Consider the following 16,992-nt stretch of genomic DNA (forward strand, 5'->3'; position numbering starts at 1 on the left):
CTCCTTGACGATCCGCTCGGTGTCGCGGCGGGCCGCGGTCAGGTCCAGCAGCGCGCCCCGGCTGTTGGGCTTCTCGGTGACGTGGCCGAGGATGCCACCGGGCCGTGCCGGCGCCCGTAGAGCCGGACCCGGTTGAGCGTCAGCAGCGTCCACAGCCGCGGTGAGACCTGCGACTCGCCGCCCAGGTGCAGGGCGCCGGCCGCGGGCTCCAGCCGGGTCGCCCAGCCGCGGTCCCCGGCCCGCAGGCAGTACTCGGTCTCCTCGGAGTACAGGAAGAACGACTCGTCCCACCGGCCGCACTCCTCCAGGCACTGCGCCGACAGCGCCATCAGCGCCCCGGTCGCCCAGTCGGCGCGGGTGGGGACCGCGTACGCGGCCGGGTCGGTGACCAGTTCGCTCCAGCGCGGGAAGCGGCCGGCCCGGCGGTTGCCGATGACCGCCTCGCCCAGCGCCCGGGTCACACTCGACGCGCGGCGCAGCGAGTGCAGCGGCGCGCCGTCCTCCTCCTCGTACAGCAGCGGCACGCTGATCCCGACGCGGTCGCCGTCGGGCAGCGCGGTGCCCAGCGCGTCGACCAGCACCTTCGCGCAGCCCTGCCGCATGCGGATGTCGGGGTTGCACACCAGCGCGGCCCGGAAGCCGCCGTCCCACCCCGCGGCGGCGTCCAGCGCCGCGTTGACCCCGGCGGCGTACCCGGCGTTGCGGCCGGTCTGCACGACGGTGGCGTCCGGGGCCAGGGCGCGCAGCACGGCCACCGTGTCGTCGGCCGAGTCGTTGTCGGCGACGACCAGCCGCCAGTCCAGCCCGGCCATGCCGTCCGGCAGCGAGGCGATGAACTCCGGGAGCACCGCGGCGCTGTTCCAGGTGACGACCAGGACGGCGACGGGGCCGGTGGCCGGGGCCGCCGGGTCGTGCGGGGGCGTGGGGGACATCAGGACTCCACGAGTTGGGAGGGGGCCTCGCGCCGGACGGGCGCGTCGGTCCGGGGCGCGGGTACGGGGGGTGCGGTGGTCGTGGGCGCCTTCGCGGCCCCGGCCGCCGCGTCGCGGCGGATGAAGCCCAGGTAGCTGCCGCCGGCGCCGAGGGTCAGGAAGAACATGCCCGCGAACATCGCGAAGCCGAGCGCGTCGAAGGTCGCGCTGATGACGAGGGCGACCACCGCCGAGGCGAAGAACGCCTGCCCCAGCTCGCGGTCGGACTCCGTCCGCGCCAGGCGGCGGATGGCGCCGCCCTGGTGGATGCCGGTGATGAACAAGGTCAGCAGCGCGACCAGCCCCACGGCGCCCATCTCGGCCAGGGTCAGCATGTACTGGTTGTCGGTGAAGAAGTACAGGTCGGGCATGAACGTCCCGAAGCCGCGCCCGAACCAGGGGCGTTCGGTCAGGTACGGGACGATCGCGCTGTACTTGACCGTGCGGGCCTGGGTGCTGCTGTCGGAGTTGTTCAGGAACGTCGCGAACAGGGTCGTGATGGTGCCGATCAGCCCGGGGATGATCACCTTGAAGCAGCCGATCGCGCCGATCAGCAGGCCGATCGCGGTCCAGCGCCGCTGCGGCTTCCAGCGGGGCATCATGATGACGGCGACCAGCAGGGCGCCGATGATGGACGTCCGCGACACCGTCAGCGGCAGCGCGCCGCCCATCAGCGCCACGGGCGCCCAGCGGCGCAGCGCGCTGAGGTGCCTGCGCACCGGGTCGAAGGCCTGCTGGATGGCGAACGGCACGAGGATGGCCAGCATCCCGCCGAACTCCAGGGGCTGCGCGGTGGTGGAGCGCGGCCGGGTGAAGGAGCCGCGGTCCAGGGTGGTGATCTGGGCGACGCTCGAACTCAGCCCGGGGATGCGGATCTTGTCCGCGATGTTGGTCGCGGTGAAGAAGTCGTAGTAGCCGATCGCGGCCACCACGGCACCCATCACCACGACCCGGCGCAGCAGCACGTCCAGGCGGGCGCGGTCCTGGATCCCGGCGGAGACCAGCACCACCAGGGAGACCCAGACCAGGAGCCCGATCAGTCCCCGGTCGGCGGCCAGCACCTCCTTGTGGGTGCTGCTGCGGGTCGCGTCCGCGACGTAGGACAGCAGGATCGCGGCGGCCAGCACGCACATCGCCACCCGGGGCAGCCGGGTGCCGGGAGCCGGGCGGATGCGGCCGGTGAGCCAGGCCGCCAGGTACCAGAACAGGCCGAGCAGGGCGAAGACGTTGGCGGGGGTGCCGACCCCGCCGAGGCCGGGCAGCGCCAGGTCCGAGGGGATGAACAGGGCCAGCGCCAGGTACCCGGTGAGCACCGCCGTGGCGTCCAGTTGCCGGCCCCACAGCCCCCGCGGCACCTTCTTCGCGGGCCACGGGTCGATGTCCGCGCCCGCGCGCCGCCGGCGCCGGGTCAGCGCGGCGCTCTCGGTCACGAACGAGAGGGTGAACGCGGTCGCGGTCCCCAGGATGATGACGCCCATCACCTGCTGGTAGCGGCTCTTGAGCTGCGACACCGGTACCTGCGGCAGGACGATCGGCGCGGCCTGGATGTAGTACGCGGGCGACACCTTGGCCTGGGCCTGCAGGGCCTGCAGCTGCTCGCCGGCGAAGTCGGTGATGGTGGTGGTCTCGGCGAGCACCTTGTCCCGGTCGGTGCCGGTCACCGTCAAGGTCAGCAGCGGGCCCGCGGTGTTGGCCGCGAAGGCCACCGTGTACGGGTCGTCGACCCCGCGGCTGTGCAGGTCCCGGGCCGCGTCGGTCGACGCCAGCGTCCTGATCAGCACGTCGGCCGTCACGACCAGCGAGCCGCCCGCGTTCGAGATGGGATTGCCGAAGGTGGGCGCCAGCTTGGCGACCGCCCGCGAATCCAGCAGCGCCACCGAGCTCTGCGACTGGTAGGACACCGGGACCGTCCGGTTGAGGTACAGGCCCGCGAAGAGGCTGAGCAGGGTGATCGGCACCATGAGGTACCAGCGCCGGCACAGCACCGCGAAGATCTGACTCAGGCTCATCGCCCCACCCCCAGGGATCCGGTAGCGGCTTCCGCGCCGTCCTGCGAGTATCGGTGCTGACGGAAGGAAGAGCCGTGTCGCCTGGCGAGCTCGTACGTGTGCTGCTCCGCCGCTGGTACGTCCTCGCGCTGGCGGTGCTGCTGACCGCCGCCGGGGCCTACCGGGTGCTGCAGCCGCCCCAGTCGTACCTGAGCACCGCGGTCGTCGTGATCAAGCCGCCGGTGACCGGGAACCACCCGAACCAGCTGGCGAACCTGCAGCCGCCGCTCGCCGCGGTCTCCTACGCGATCATCCAGCAGCTGCAGTCGTCCGCCGGCGAGGCCGAGCTGGCGGCCGCGGGCGTGCACGGGAAGTACCGGCTCATCCCGCGCAACAGCGGCACCAGCGCCACCCCGCGGTACCTGATCCCCTCGCTGCAGATCCAGGCCGAGCACGCGCAGCTGGTCGCGGCGGACGCGGCCGTGCGGCAGATCGTCGAGGTCTATGGCAAGCACCTGCAGGACATGCAGGCCGCGCAGCGGATCCCGATCGCGTCCCGGATGAGCGTGGACCTGCTGGTGCCGCCCAGCGCCGCGCCGCAGACCGGCACCAGGAGCCGGGCCCTGGCGGGCGTGGCGCTGCTGGGCGCCGTCGGCGGGGTGCTGGCCGCCGTGTGGACCGACCAGCTGGTCAGCCGGCGCCGGCAGCGGCGCGCCGCGGGCGCCGGCCGGCCGGGGCCGGCCGAGGACCGCGTCCCGGCGGTCGCACTGCCGCACTGAGGCGGTCGGGCAGCGCCGGAGTCGGAGCGCGAGCATCACACGCCCCGCCGCTTCCAGGACTGCCACCACAGCCACTCCCGGCCGCGGTCGGCCACCGCCGACAGCACCAGCGGCTGCAGGTACGGCATGGTGCGCGCCCCGATCCGCTGCCGCCGGCGCAGCGCCCGGTACTCGGGCAGCTTCTCGTAGCCCGGCAGGCACTCCGCGGCGAACGCCACGAGCTCGTCGACCGGGACCACGGCGGTGCGGCCGCGGTCGTAGGCCCGGTAGGCGCGCCGCAGCGCGAAGCGGGCGAGCCGGGTGTGGACCGCGTCCGCCAGCTCGTCGGCGTGCGGCAGCAGGTCCGCGCACTTGTCGAGCACCGCGTCGTACGCGACGCGGCGCTGGCGCAGGTCGTCGAGCTGCCCGCCGAAGTCGGTGGTGGACATGTTGTTGCCGTGCACCCGGTAGAAGGCCTGGTCGGCCCCCTGGACGTAGCCGACGTCGGCGTGCGACGCCAGCCGCATCCACATCTCGATGTCGCCCGCGTGCGGCAGCGCCGGGTCGTAGCCGCCCACCTTGCGCTGCAGGCTGGTCCTGACGACGACCTCGGGCGAGGTGATGCAGCCGGTCGCCTCGCGGAAGCGCCGCTCCAGCCACCACTGCCCGGGATAGACCACGGAGCCGGTGCTGCGGGTGCGGGCCGCGGGCAGCGGGCCGCCGTGCTGGAAGCGCAGCGGCCGGCCGTAGCAGAAACCGGCCTCCGGATGGGCGTCCAGCAGCGCCGCGGCCCGCACCAGCGCCCCGGGCACGAGCCGGTCGTCCGCCGAGAGCAGGACGACGTAGTCGCCGTCCGCCCACTCCAGCAGGCCTTCGTTGTAGGTGGCGATGTGCCCCTGATTCCGCGCGTGGACGCGGACCTCGATCCGCGGATCGGCGGCCGCCAGCGCGTGCGCGGCCTGTGCGGAGTCGTCGGGCGACGCGTCGTCGATGATCAGCACCCGGACGTCGAGGCCCTCCTGCTCGTCCAGCACGCTGCGCACGCAGTCGGCCAGGAAGTGGCCGTACTTGTAGCAGGGGATCACGACGCTGACAGTGCTCATCGGTGGGAAGCCAATCCCCGGTCGGCCCCGGGGGAGGCGGCCAGAGCTGCCTGGCCGCCTCCCCCGGCCCGGACCGGTGGGTACGGAGAGGAGACGTGGTCGGGCGGACCGGCCCGGGGCGCGGGGCCCCGGACCGGCGGCGGGACTACTGGGTGGGGACCACCTCCGTGGACCCGTTGCTCTGGTCCAGGGTCGGCGGCGTCGTGGTGAAGATCGGACCGACCCAGTAGTTCACGGACCCGAAGGTGTTGTTCGGGAACGACGAGGTGGTCCCGTACGCGTAGAGCCCGTTGGACCCGCCGCTGCCGTCGGCCGGAGCGACCAGCGGATACGACTGGTGGGCCCCGGTGAAGTAGGCCCCGTCGACCGCGTAGTTGCCGTTCGGCGCGTGGTACGAGGCCACGTAGTTGGTGCCCGCGGTGACGGGGACCGGGGTGGCGAAGAGCAGTTGCTGCCACCCGGACGTGGTCTCGCTGCCGAACGTGCCGGTCGCCAGGAGCGTGCCGGTGGACGACCACAGGCTGCCGGTGTGGGTGCCGGTGTTGCCCGGACCCTTGTAGAAGGTGACGCCGGTGATGTAGCCGTTGACCGCCGACTGGAACCGGGTGCCCAGCTCCAGGGAGTTGGCGTCACCGGTCACGTTGACCGTGCTCGGCACCGTGCTCGTGTTCCACAGGGTGCACGGGCAGTTCACCGCGGGTGGCGTCGGACTGGTGGTGAAGTTCCACGTCGTCGGCGCCGCCATGGTGTTGCCCCACAGGTCGGAGGCCTGCACCGACGCCGTGTACGTGGTGTTCAGCGCCAGCTCGGTGGACGGGGTGAACGTCGCACTGTTCACCGAGGTCAGCACCTTGCTGCCGGGCACGGTCGCCCCGCCCGAGTCCTTCAGGGTGAACACCAGCGACTCGGCCTCGATGCCCTCGCTGAAGGTGGCCTTCACCGTGGACGTGATCGGCACACCGGTCGCCGCGGACTGCGGGGTGGTGATGGTGACCGTGGGCGGGACGGTGCTCGCGGTCGAGGTGTCCAGGACCGCGTCCACCCAGTAGTTGCTGCCGGCCGCGGCCGTCGACGGGAACGCGCTGGTCGCCCCGTAGTGGTACACGCCGTTCCCGCCGTCGGTGCCGTTCTGCAGCGCCGTGAACGGTGCCAGCCCCGCGGAGTTCCCGGCGAAGGTGTTGTCGTAGGAGTACCCGCCCCCGGGCGCGAAGTACGACGCCACATAGGTGGTGTTCGCCTTCACCGGCACCGGCGAGGAGAAGTTCAGCTGCTGCCAGCCGGACGCCGTCTCGTTGGTGAACGTCCCGGTGGCCAGGCGCTGGCCGCTGGCGCTCCACAGGCTGCCGGTGTGCGTCCCGACGTTGGCCGGGGACTTGTAGAACCGGACCGCGGTGATCGCGCCGGGCACCGAGGAGCGGATCTTGACCCCGAGCTCCAGCGCGCTGCCGTCACCGGCGTTGACCGTGCCGGGCACGGCCGCGGCCGGCCACACGGTGCAGGGGCACTGCTGCGGTCCCACCGTCAGCGGGACCGTGGTGGTGGCACCGATGTTGACGGTGTCGTCCACCGCGCGCACCTTGATCTGCGCCGCGCCCGGGGCCGTCGGCGTCCAGCTGTAGCTCCAGGACGTCAGGCCCGTCGTCGGGTTCCAGGTGGCGCCGCCGTCGGTGGACACCTCCACCCGCGCCACCACGCCGCCGCCGGAGTCGGCGGCGGTCCCGCTGATGGTGATCGGCTTCAGCGCGGGCACCGTGACGTTGGCGGCCGGGCTGGTGACGCTGATGGTCGGGCCGACGGTGTCGGTGGAGGCCGACGCCAGGACCAGGCCGCTCTGCAGCGTCTTCGGCTGCAGGCCCATGTCGGCCAGGATGTTCACCGTGGCCTGCTGCATCCGCTTGTCGGCGGTCACCACGGTGTCGTTCGGGTTGCTCGTCGGGATGTTGGTCAGGCCCCACGACCACTGCACGGTGGCGGTGCCGAACACCAGCGCGTGCGAGGTCTGGTCGCGGAAGGCGACCAGGCTGTGGGTCGCGGTCCCGTTGCCGTACGTGTTGCCGTAGTCGAGGCGGAGCTTGCCGTCGTTGATGTCGACCGTGGTCGACGACATGTTGATCTGCCCCGCCGGCCGGGTGCTGGTCGACAGGTCGCTGTCCCACTCGTAGCCGAGCGTCCCGGTCGGGAAGGTGGCGGTCTGGGACGGGGTCAGGTTCGCGACCGTGGTGTTGCGCCACAGCCGCTGCTTGGCGAACGTGCCGGGCACGGTGATCGCGTCGCTGCGGTAGCCGTTGACCGTGAACATCGTGCCCGTCAGGATGTTCTGCGGCTGGAAGGGCTGCCCGCCCGCGGTGCTGTTGGGGTCCATCCACGTCCCGGTCCAGATGCCGCTGGGGTCGGGGATCCCGTCGGGGGTCGCGAGGAACCGCTTGGTCTCCTTGTAGCAGGTCAGGGTGCGGTTGGCGGTGCTGGTGCCGTCGTTGCTCGGCGTGAACCGGGTCTTCCAGAAGACCTCGTTGCCGCTGAAGTACGTCTGGTGCACCCCCGCGTGCCGCGCGTTGAGCACGTTGGTGAACTGGTCCTGGGTCCAGTACTCGTCATGGCCCGACGACATGAACATCTTGTGGTTCAGCAGTTGCGAGCCGCGGGTCGAGACGTCCAGGCCGCTCATGTAGCTGACGTCGTAGCCGTTCTGCTCCAGCCACGAGATCATCTCGTACTCGGACCCGTAGATCCCGTTGTCGCCGCCGATGTCCATCGGCCGGTTGTAGCTGACCTCGTACGCGCGGCCGTCCGGCGCGGGGCCGGCGCCGTCGTAGAGGTTCTGCCCGCCCCAGCGGTTGTACGCCTGCCAGGTCTCGTCATCGGCCTGCACGACGATGTCGGAGTGGCTGGAGTCGTTGCGGACGATGAACGGGTACGGCATCACCCCCTCGCCGTCGGCCTGGTCGAAGTTGGCCACGTACAGGCCGGAGACCGCGTCGCCCGGCAGCGCGAAGCTGGCGGTGACGGGCCAGTTGCCGCAGTCCACCAGGCCGGTGGACGGCTTGGTGACGCAGTTGCGGGGCTTGCCGTCCGGCACCCCGTCGACCACCGTCGTGTCGATGGGGGTGTTGGGCGTGCCGTCCTTGGTGAAGTTGGCGGGGTAGGTCACCGCCGCCTGGGCCGCGGTCGACAGCATCCGCGCGCCGTTGCCGCCGTAGTAGCCGAGCCGCAGGACCGACACATGGTAGGGCGTCGGCGACTGGACCTTGAACTGGACGGTCTCGCCGGCCTGGTAGCTGACCTGGGTGGTGAACCCCTGGACGTTGCCGTACGCGCTGGGTGAGAACCACTCCTCCATCGGGGTGCCCGGTTTGGAGTTCTCACACGCGACGGGGTTGCCGCCCGATCCGCAGGGATCGGCCGCGGTGGCGACCACGGCCAGCGGCGGAAGGACGGCTGTCATCAATGCGGTGGCCAGGGCGAACAATCCGCCCCGGAGCAATCTGCTCCTTCTGTGCATCTGTACCTCTCAGCGGCAGTGCAGTGACCCGGCTCGGTGAGGCGGGACGAAGGTGGAGCGGCGGGACGGGAGCCGCCGCCCGCTCCCGGTCGGGGACGGGCGCCGGCGGGCCGTCCGCGGCGGGCGTCAGCGCAGGGCGGCGGTGAGAGCGTCCACGACCCGTTGCTGCTGCTCGGGGGTGATCTGCGGGAACAGCGGCAGCGACAGGATCCGGTCCGCCGCGTCCTCCGCGTGCGGGAAGGCCCCGCGCCGGTGGCCGAGATGGCCGAAGGCCGGGGTCAGGTGAACCGCGGCCGGATAATGCACCCCCGCCCCGATCCCCTCGGCGTTGAGCTTGCCCACGACGTCGTCGCGGTCCGCCCCGGCGACCTTGACGACGTACAGGTGCCACACGTGCGCGTTGCCGTCGACCGTGGTGGGCAGCACCACGCGCCCGGCCGCCGCCAGGTCGCCCAGCAGCGCGTCGTAGCGGGCCGCCGCGGCCCGCCGGGCCGCGTTCCCGTCGGCGAGCCGGGCCAGCTTCGCCCGCAGCACGACGGCCTGCAGCCCGTCGAGCCGGCTGTTGAACCCGGCCACGTCGTGGCGGTACTTGGCGACACCGCCGTGGTTGGCGAGCGCGCGCACCAGATCGGCCCGCTCCGCGTCGTCGGTCAGCACCGCGCCCGCGTCGCCGTAGGCGCCGAGGTTCTTGCCCGGGTAGAAGCTGGTCGCGGCGATGCCGCCGCTGCCCGGGGTGCGGCCGTGGCGCGTCGCGCCCTGGCTCTGCGCCGCGTCCTCGACGACCCGCACGTGCGCGGGAAGCGCTGCGGCCAGCTCGCCCACCTCGGCGCACTGCCCGTACAGGTGCACCGGGACCACCGCGCGGGTGGCCGGGCCGACCGCGTCCAGCGCGGCGTGGGGGTCCATCAGGAAGCTGTCGGGCAGGCAGTCCACCAGCACCGGCAGGGCGCCGATCCTGGCGACCGCGCCGGCGGTGGCGATGAAGGTGTTCGCCGGCAGCACCACCTCGTCGCCGACGCCGACCCCGCTGGCGCGCAGGGCCAGTTCGAGGGCGTCGGTGCCGTTGGCGACGCCCACGCAGTGCGCGACGCCGCCGAAGCCGGCGTACTCGCGCTCGAACTCCCTGACCTCGTCACCGCCGATGAAGGCGGTGCCGGCCAGGACGCGCTCGAATCCACGGCGCACTTCGTCGGCGACTTCGGCATGTGCTGCTTTGAGGTCGACAAGCGGTATCTGGTTCATGTGACTGGACTCCCCATCCGTGTCGCCGGCCCCCTGCCGGCGTCCTGACCCTCGGCACTCGCGTCACTCCCGGCAGCCTCGGCCCGCAGCTCGTCGAGCGCCGGCCCCCCGGCCTCGCGCAGCCGGCGCGCGGGGCTGCCGATCCACACCTCGCCCGGCGGTACGTCGCCGAGCACGGTGCTCCCCATCCCGACCAGCGACCAGGCGCCGACCGTCGTGGCCTCGCGGACCAGGGCGCCCGATCCCACATAGGCGCCCCTCCCCAGCCGCGTCCCCCCGCCGAGCCGGACCCCGGAGGCGAGCGTCGCGAAGTCGCCGACCACGTCGTCATGGGTCAGTACCACGTGCGGCATCACCGCGACGTGCGCGCCCACCAGCACGGCGGCCGTCAGGACGCTGTGCGCCAGCAGGACCGTGCCGGGTCCGAGGACCGAGGAGTCCGACACCGCCGCGGTGGGGTGCACCACGGTGGCGAAACGGTCCTGCGGCAGGTCCAGCCGCCGCACCAGCCGGGCCCGTGCGGCGTAGTCCCGCGGGCTGCCGACGCAGACGACCACACGGGCGCCGGGCAGGTCGTGCACCCGCTCGCACCCGCCCAGCACCGGCACCCCGTCCACGTCCCGCCCGTGCAGGGCGGGGTTGTCGTCCAGGTGGCCGGCCAGGTGCCAGCGCGGGGCGCGACCGCGGGCCGCGTCGTCCGCGTTGACCGCCCGCACGGCCTGCGCGGTCTCCCGGGCGAACCCGCCGGCCCCGACGATCACGAGGTCCGTGGCGGCGGGCCCGGATCTGGCGGGGTCCGGGCCCGCTGCCCCGCTCATCCGCCGGCCTGCTCACGGAGGACGGCCACGACCCGGTCCTGCTGGGCCTCGGTCATCGTGTGGAACAGCGGCAGGATGAGCGAGTCACGGCTGATCCGCTCGGTGACGGGCAGCGGCGCCGCCGGGTGCCCCGCGTACGCGGGCTCCAGGTGGGACGCCATGATGCCGCGCCGGGCCGAGATCCCGGCCGCGGCGAGCGCGGCGAGCAGCGCGTCCCGGCCCACCGGGAAGTCCGCGGCCGGCAGCACCCAGTAGGACTGGAAGTTGCCCTGGCCGTGGGCCGGGTCGCGCACCGGCGACAGCCCGGGAACGTCGCGCAGCAGCGCCTCGTAGCGCGCCGCGAGCGCGCGCCGGCGGGCGACGACCGCGTCCAGCTTCCCGAGCTGGACCAGGCCGACCGCGGCCTGGATGTCGGTCATCCGGTAGTTGTAGCCGACCTCGAGATAGCTCTCCAGGATCGGGGTGCTGCTCGCGTGCCGCTGGGCGGCGGACGCGTTCATCCCGTGCTCGCGCAGCCGCCGCAGCCGCTCCGCCCACTGCGCGTCGTCCGTGGTCAGCATGCCGCCCTCGCCGGTGGTGATCACCTTGCGGGGGTGGAAGGACCAGGCCGCGAGCAGCGCGCCGTGGCCGACGGACTTGCCGCCCACGGTCGAGCCGATCGCGCAGGCCGCGTCCTCGACCAGCGCCACGTCCCAGTCCGCGCACGCGGAGCGCAGCGCGTGCACGTCGGCCGGCACGCCGCCCTGGTGGACGGCGAGGACTGCCTTGGTGCGCGCGGTCCTGACCGCGTCCACGGTGGCCGCCGTCAGGTTGCCGGTGGCCTCCTCCACGTCCGCGAAGACGGGTTCGGCCCCGACGTAGCGCACCGCGTTGGCGGTGGCGATGAACGACAGCGACGGGACGACGACCTCGTCGCCGGGGCCCAGGCCCAGCGCGACCAGCGCCAGGTGCAGGGCGGCGGTGCAGGAGCTGACCGCGACGGCGTGCTCGGCGCCCACCCGCTCCGCGAAGGCGCGCTCGAACTCCGCGACGCGCGGCCCCTGGGCGACCCAGCCGGACAGCACGGCCGCGGCGGCCGCGTCCGCCTCCTCCGCGCCGAGCCACGGCATCATCACCGGGATGCGGGCGAGCTCCGGTTCCACCGGGGCGCTCATCGCGCGGCCGCCGGGTCGGTGGCCGGCGTGCCGGCGGCAGCGGCAGCCGCGGCGTCGGAGGCCCGCTCCGCCTGCCACCAGTCCACCAGGTCGCGCAGCCCGGTGCGCAGGTCGATCTGCGCGGTGAAGCCGAGCCGCTCGGCGGCCCGCGTGGTGTCCGCCAGGCGGCGGGTGACGCCGTTCACCGAGCGGGCGGGGCCGTGCTCCGGCTCCAGGTCGGCGCCCATCGCGTCGAGCAGGGCGAGCGCGAGGTCGCGCAGGCTCGTCTCGGTCCCGCTGGCGACGTTGAACACCTCGTCGGTGAGGTCCGACTCCGCGGCCAGCAGGTTGGCCCGCGCGATGTCCCGGACGTGGACGAAGTCCATGGTCTGCGTTCCGTCGCCGAGGATCAGCGGCGGCTCGCCGCCCACGATGCGCTCCATCCAGCGGATGAGGACCTCGGTGTACAGGCCGTGGATGTCCATCCGGGGCCCGTAGACGTTGAAGTAGCGCAGCGCCACGTAGTCCAGCCCGTACATCGCGTGGAAACTGCGCAGGACGCCCTCGTTGAAGGCCTTCGCCGCCCCGTAGAACGTGTCGTTGTTGTAGGCGTGGTGGCGTTCGGTCGTCGGGAACGATTCGGCCAGGCCGTAGACCGAGGCCGACGAGGACGCGATCACCTTGCCCACTCCGGCCGCGGCCGCCGACTCCAGCACGTTGAACGTGCCGTCGACCATCACCTCGTTGGCCAGCCGGGGCTCCTCCGCGCACTGCGTGATGCGGATCGCCGCCAGGTGGAAGACCAGGTCGGCGCCCTCGGTGACCTTGCGGACCGTCGCCAGGTCGCGGATGTCGCCCTCGACGACCTCCACGACTCCGCTCGGCAGCGCCTGGGCCAGGTTGGCCATCCGCCCCCGCACGAAGTTGTCGAGCACGACGATCTCGCGTGCCCCGTTGTCGACCAGCAGGTCGACCAGGTTGGAACCGATGGTGCCCGCCCCGCCGGTCACCAGGATCTTCTTGCCTCGTACGCTGCTCAACGCTCTTCCCCCACAGATTCGGTCATCGTCTGGCCCACAACTGTCCGCACGCTCACCGGCCGGAACGCAGCCCGACGACCGCGCCGCGGAACTCCAGGCTCCGGGAGGCCGCCTCGAGGATGTCCAGCACCCGCAGGCCGGCCCGGCCGTCGGTCAGCGGCGCCCGGCGCTCGCGGATGGCCGCGGCGAACTCGTCGACCATGCTGCGCAGCGCCTCCTTCTCCCCGATCGCCGGCGCCACCATGGCGCCGGTCCGGTAGGAGATCTGCATGTCCCGGCGCTGGTCGACACCGATCTCCTGCGGCGTGGACAGCTCCACCCCGCGGTCGAAGACCGCCACGCGCTGCGCGGGGTTGAGGTCGTCCCAGATCAGGGTGCGCTTCGATCCGCCGACCATGGTGGTGCGCACCTTGGTGGGGGAGAGCCAGTTGACGTGCACGTGCGCGATGGCGCCCGTGTTGAGCTGCAGCGTCAGATAGGCGACGCAGGCCTGGCCGGCGCCTATCGGGTCGGCGCCGTGCGCGGCGACCGCGACCGGCTCGACGTGGTCGGGGAGGATGAAGTCGAGGATCGACAGGTCGTGCGGGGCGAGGTCCCACATGACGTCGATGTCCTTCTGGACGAGCCCGAGGTTGATCCGGACGGAGTCGACGTAGTGGATCTCGCCGAGCTCCCCGGAACGGACCTGGTCGCGGATGTGACTCACCGCGGGCGTGTAGCAGTAGGTGTGGTCGCACATCAGCGTCAGGCCGCGCTCCTCGGCCTCGGTCACCAGCCGCAGGCCGTCCGCGTACGTGGCGGCCAGCGGCTTCTCGACCAGGACGTGCTTGCCCGCGCGCAGCGCCGCCAGGGCGACGTCCAGGTGCGTGCCGGCGGGTGTGGCCACGGCGACGGCGTCCACGGCCGGGTCGGCGAGGACCGCCGCGTAGTCCGCGGTGGCGTTGACGGTGGAGTACGCGCCGAGCACCCGCTCGGCCCGCTCCACGTCGAGGTCGCAGAGGTGGCGGAGCCGGAACTTCGGGCTGGACTGGAAGTTGCGGACGAGGTTGGGCCCCCAGTAGCCGGCGCCGACCACGGCGACGCCCAGTGGCTCGGCCGGTCCCGCGGCGGGAGCACCGGTGTCCTTCACGGCGCCCTTCACGGCGTCCTTCGCAGTGTCCGTCACAGTGTTCGACGTCCCTTCGTGCACGTTGGCTGACGCATCGACAGTTCAGAGGCGTGGGTGGGGTGCGGGGGATCCGCGGGCACATCGCCGCAGCCGTGCGGCGGCCCGGCGCGGAGCGGTGTGCTCCCGGCGCGGTCCGGTGCCCGGCGTGCTGTCAGCCGATGGCGGGGCGTACGCCCGCCCGGAGCGGCGACCGCGGCGGCGAGGCCGTCCGCGACCAGCGGGATGCCCGGGTGATCTCCTGCCGAACGGCGTCGGCGGATGTCCGGACTCCCGCGTTCCACAACCTGTGACTCATGCGTGACCTGCTCAACGGTCATGCTCCCCCCACCACGGTGCTCTACGTACTCCGCCCGACCGCCGGCGACCCCGCGTTCGTGTCCGCCGTCCGTGCGGATGGCGGAAGTGCGGTGCGGGCACCGGTGGTTGGGCGTGAGTACGTGGGTCTTACACCTGACCGGACGATGACGGACCACCCGCTGCAACCTGCCCCCCGCAGCCGGAGTCCGTGCTGACCTGCTGTGACGAGTGCCGCCGTGTCGTCCCCACGACGGAACCCTGACGCGCGTGCGGTGCGACGGATCCGGTGAAGCACACCCGGGCCCGATGGAGCCACTGCTGCACCCAATCCACCCCAAGTTTCCCAGGATTGGCCGCAGCATTGCCGGAACCTGTCCGTCCGGGGTCACTTTGCCCGCCCAAACCGGTCCGCCGACGCTCAATCTAGACCACCGGACGCAGCCGGGGGGACAGTTGGGCGAAACACTCCGCACCCGTCGCGCTTGCGGTCATACTGCCCGGGTGACGAGCATCGTGATCCCGGCGCACAACGAGGGCCGGGTCATCGGCCGACTCCTCGACGCGCTCCTCGCGGAGTCCTGCGCCGACGAGTTCGACATCGTCGTGGTGTGCAACGGCTGTACGGACGACACCGCGCAGGTCGCGGCGCGCCGGGGCACCGACGTCCGGGTGGTCGAGATCGCGGAGCCCTCGAAGCACCGCGCGCTGCGGGTCGGCGACGAGCACGCGCGCGGCTTTCCGCGGCTGTACGTGGACGCCGACGTAGTGATCACGACCTCGGACGTCAGGGCGCTGGTCCAGTCGCTCGACGACTCGTCGACGATCCTGGCCACCGCTCCCGAACGCGACCTGCCGCTGGCCGGCTGCGCGTGGCGGGTCCGGGCCTACTACCGGGTCTGGCAGCGGCTGCCGGCCGTGCGCCAGGGACTGTTCGGCCGCGGCGTCATCGCGGTCTCCGAGGCGGGGCACGCCCGGATCGCGGCGCTGCCCCCGCTGATGGCCGACGATCTCGCGGCCTCGCTCGCCTTCGCCCCCGACGAGCGGCTCGTGGTCCACACGGCCCGGGTCGTCGTCCATCCGCCGCGCACCTGGTCCGACCTGATCAAGCGGCGGATCCGGGCGGCGACGTCGTCCGCCCAACTGGAGCACCACCAGCGGCAGGAGGGCGCCGGGAGCACCGGGGGCGCGGGGGAGGCGGCGGCCCCGCCGTCCGCCCGGACCGGCACGAAGGACCTGCTGGCGATCCTGCGCGCCGAACCCCGACTGGCCCCCGGCGTGGTGGTCTTCCTCTGGGCGGCCCTGGTGGCCCGGCGGGGGTCGCGGAAGGCCATCCGGTCGAAGGACTTCGGCACCTGGCTGCGGGACGAGAGCAGCCGGCAGGGCTGACCTGCCGTTAACGCCCGTTCCACCCCGCGTTCTCCGAGAAGCACCTCCGCCCTCACATACAGCCATTAAAGTGTCATTCGCACGTTCGAGCACCGGGTTCGCGTGCGAGTTCGCGTTCACGTAAGGGTTCGAGCACAGGGACGGCCTCGGCTGCGCCGGTCACTCCTCCGCCGATTCCGCCACCACGGCAACGGGAGCACCTGAGCATGTATCTCGCGGACCGCGCCGCCCCCGCCGAGGGGACCACCGCACCGGGCCGTACGCGCGGACGCCGCTTCGGGGTCTCCTCCGTGGTGTTCGCGCTGGGCGCGGTCAGCCTCATCACCGACATCTCCTCGGAGATGGTCACCGCGGTGCTGCCGCTGTACCTCGTGGTGGGACTCGGCCTCAGCCCGCTGGGCTTCGGCACCCTCGACGGCGTCTACAACGGCGTCAGCGCGCTGGTCCAGCTCACCGGCGGCCACCTCGCGGACCGGGTCCGCAACCACAAGCTCATCGCCGGGATCGGCTACGGACTGTCCGCGGTCTGCAAGCCGCTGCTGCTCCTCGTCCACAGCCTGGGGCCGCTGGGCGTGGTGCTCGCGCTGGAGCGCACCGGCAAGGGGCTGCGCACCGCGCCGCGCGACGCGATGATCTCCCTGTCCACGCCCGCGGAGTTCCAGGGCCGGGCCTTCGGCGTGCACCGGGCGATGGACACCACCGGCGCGGTGCTCGGCCCCGTCGCCGCCTTCCTGATCCTGCGCGCGGCGACCGACGGCTACGACGCCGTCTTCGGCGTCAGCGCCTGCGTTGCGGTGCTGGGCGTGCTGGTGCTGGTGCTGTTCGTCCCGGGGAAGACACGCACCGCGCGTGCCGTCCCGGGTGCCGCGAAGGACACGGACAGCACGGGCGACCCGGACATCAAGGACGCCGGGGACGGGCGTCCTGCCGGTGCCGGTGCCGGTGCCGATGTCGATGCTGATGCCGATGCCGATACGGTCGGGAAACGGCCCGTCGACATCCGCGAGGCGCTGCGGCTGCTGCGCCTGCCGCGGCTGCGCGGACTCGCCGCCTGCGCCGTGCTGCTCGGCCTGACCACCGTCAGCGACGCCTTCGTCTACCTGCTGCTGCAGCGCCGGACCGGCATCAGCGAGTACTGGTTCCCGCTGATGCCGCTCGGCACGGCCGCGGTGTTCCTGCTGCTGGCGGTGCCGGTCGGCACCCTGGCCGACCGGGTCGGGCGGCGGGTGGTCTTCCTCGTGGGGCACGCCCTGCTGCTCGTCGCGTACACCCTGCTGCTCTGGGCCCCCGACCTGCCGGCCCTGCCGTATCTCGTCCTCGCGCTGCACGGCATGTTCTACGCCGCGACCGACGGCGTGCTGCCGGCCGCGGTCTCCGCCATCGTCCCCGAGCAACTGCGCGCCAGTGGGCTGGCGTTGGTCGGAACCGGCCAGGCGCTGGCCCGATTCTGCTGCTCGATCGCGTTCGGCGCGGCCTGGACGGTCTGGGGGGACGCCCCGGCACTGGCCGGGTCCGCGGTGGGCCTGCTCGGCTGCGCCCTCGTCGCGGGCGTGGTGCTGCGGCCGTCCGGCGGCCGGCCATGAGCCCGC

Annotated in this window: 11 protein-coding genes and 1 pseudogene; 3 read left to right on the forward strand and 9 right to left on the reverse strand. The window is 72.8% G+C overall.

Annotated elements, in window-relative coordinates:
* Positions 1–188: 188 nt before the first annotated feature.
* A pseudogene (locus ABZ721_RS30225) lies at positions 189–932 on the reverse strand (glycosyltransferase family 2 protein); the annotation flags it as partial.
* On the reverse strand, positions 932–2,980 hold the full coding sequence (locus ABZ721_RS30230; protein ID WP_358791934.1) for an O-antigen ligase family protein: 2,049 nt from the start codon (positions 2,978–2,980) through the stop codon (positions 932–934). The pseudogene ABZ721_RS30225 and the gene ABZ721_RS30230, both read right to left, overlap by 1 nt.
* Before the next feature lie 74 nt (positions 2,981–3,054).
* Between ABZ721_RS30230 and ABZ721_RS30235 the strand changes: the two genes are divergently transcribed.
* Positions 3,055–3,738, forward strand: a complete 684-nt coding sequence (locus ABZ721_RS30235) for a hypothetical protein (RefSeq protein ID WP_358791935.1) — start codon at positions 3,055–3,057, stop codon at positions 3,736–3,738.
* A gap of 35 nt (positions 3,739–3,773) precedes the next feature.
* Here ABZ721_RS30235 and ABZ721_RS30240 read toward each other — a convergent pair whose 3' ends face one another.
* From ABZ721_RS30240 to ABZ721_RS30270, 7 genes are all read right to left on the reverse strand, one after another.
* Positions 3,774–4,820, reverse strand: a complete 1,047-nt coding sequence (locus ABZ721_RS30240) for a glycosyltransferase (protein WP_358791936.1) — start codon at positions 4,818–4,820, stop codon at positions 3,774–3,776.
* A gap of 145 nt (positions 4,821–4,965) precedes the next feature.
* A complete protein-coding gene (locus ABZ721_RS30245) occupies positions 4,966–8,262 on the reverse strand; it encodes a DUF4082 domain-containing protein (protein WP_358791937.1) in 3,297 nt (1,098 codons plus the stop codon).
* A gap of 183 nt (positions 8,263–8,445) precedes the next feature.
* Complete coding sequence (locus ABZ721_RS30250) at positions 8,446–9,561, reverse strand: DegT/DnrJ/EryC1/StrS family aminotransferase (RefSeq protein WP_358791938.1); 1,116 nt, start codon at positions 9,559–9,561, stop codon at positions 8,446–8,448.
* Positions 9,558–10,379, reverse strand: coding sequence for a NeuD/PglB/VioB family sugar acetyltransferase (locus tag ABZ721_RS30255; protein WP_358791939.1), 822 nt, complete (start codon positions 10,377–10,379; stop codon positions 9,558–9,560). The genes ABZ721_RS30250 and ABZ721_RS30255 overlap by 4 nt, the downstream gene beginning before the upstream one ends.
* Positions 10,376–11,521: a DegT/DnrJ/EryC1/StrS family aminotransferase gene (locus tag ABZ721_RS30260; RefSeq protein ID WP_358791940.1), complete on the reverse strand. Its 1,146-nt coding sequence runs from the start codon at positions 11,519–11,521 to the stop codon at positions 10,376–10,378. The genes ABZ721_RS30255 and ABZ721_RS30260 overlap by 4 nt, the downstream gene beginning before the upstream one ends.
* Positions 11,522–11,529: 8 nt before the next feature.
* Entirely contained in the window at positions 11,530–12,552 is a 1,023-nt protein-coding gene (locus ABZ721_RS30265) for an NAD-dependent epimerase/dehydratase family protein (RefSeq protein WP_358791941.1), read from the reverse strand.
* 52 nt (positions 12,553–12,604) lie between these two features.
* Positions 12,605–13,717 carry a Gfo/Idh/MocA family oxidoreductase gene (locus ABZ721_RS30270; protein WP_358791942.1) on the reverse strand — a complete coding sequence of 371 codons (1,113 nt, stop codon included), beginning with the start codon at positions 13,715–13,717 and terminating at the stop codon, positions 12,605–12,607.
* A gap of 801 nt (positions 13,718–14,518) precedes the next feature.
* On the opposite strand from ABZ721_RS30270, the gene ABZ721_RS30275 reads away from it, so the two are divergent.
* Together ABZ721_RS30275 and ABZ721_RS30280 are read left to right on the forward strand one after the other, a co-directional pair.
* A complete protein-coding gene (locus ABZ721_RS30275; RefSeq protein WP_358791943.1) occupies positions 14,519–15,403 on the forward strand; it encodes a glycosyltransferase in 885 nt (294 codons plus the stop codon).
* Positions 15,404–15,609: 206 nt separating this feature from the next.
* Positions 15,610–16,986, forward strand: coding sequence for an MFS transporter (locus ABZ721_RS30280; RefSeq protein WP_358791944.1), 1,377 nt, complete (start codon positions 15,610–15,612; stop codon positions 16,984–16,986).
* Positions 16,987–16,992: the final 6 nt, after the last annotated feature.

This window comes from Streptomyces sp. NPDC006733 (assembly GCF_040636125.1).
GTDB lineage: Bacteria > Actinomycetota > Actinomycetes > Streptomycetales > Streptomycetaceae > Actinacidiphila.

Excerpts from the sequence above, each read along its gene's own strand:
- ABZ721_RS30230 (WP_358791934.1), bottom strand. The coding sequence starts at position 2,980 with ATGAGCCTGAGTCAGATCTTCGCGGTGCTGTGCCGGCGCTGGTACCTC.
- ABZ721_RS30280 (WP_358791944.1), top strand. The coding sequence starts at position 15,610 with ATGTATCTCGCGGACCGCGCCGCCCCCGCCGAGGGGACCACCGCACCG.
- ABZ721_RS30250 (WP_358791938.1), bottom strand. The coding sequence starts at position 9,561 with ATGAACCAGATACCGCTTGTCGACCTCAAAGCAGCACATGCCGAAGTC.
- ABZ721_RS30245 (WP_358791937.1), bottom strand. The coding sequence starts at position 8,262 with ATGACAGCCGTCCTTCCGCCGCTGGCCGTGGTCGCCACCGCGGCCGAT.
- ABZ721_RS30255 (WP_358791939.1), bottom strand. The coding sequence starts at position 10,379 with ATGAGCGGGGCAGCGGGCCCGGACCCCGCCAGATCCGGGCCCGCCGCC.
- ABZ721_RS30240 (WP_358791936.1), bottom strand. The coding sequence starts at position 4,820 with ATGAGCACTGTCAGCGTCGTGATCCCCTGCTACAAGTACGGCCACTTC.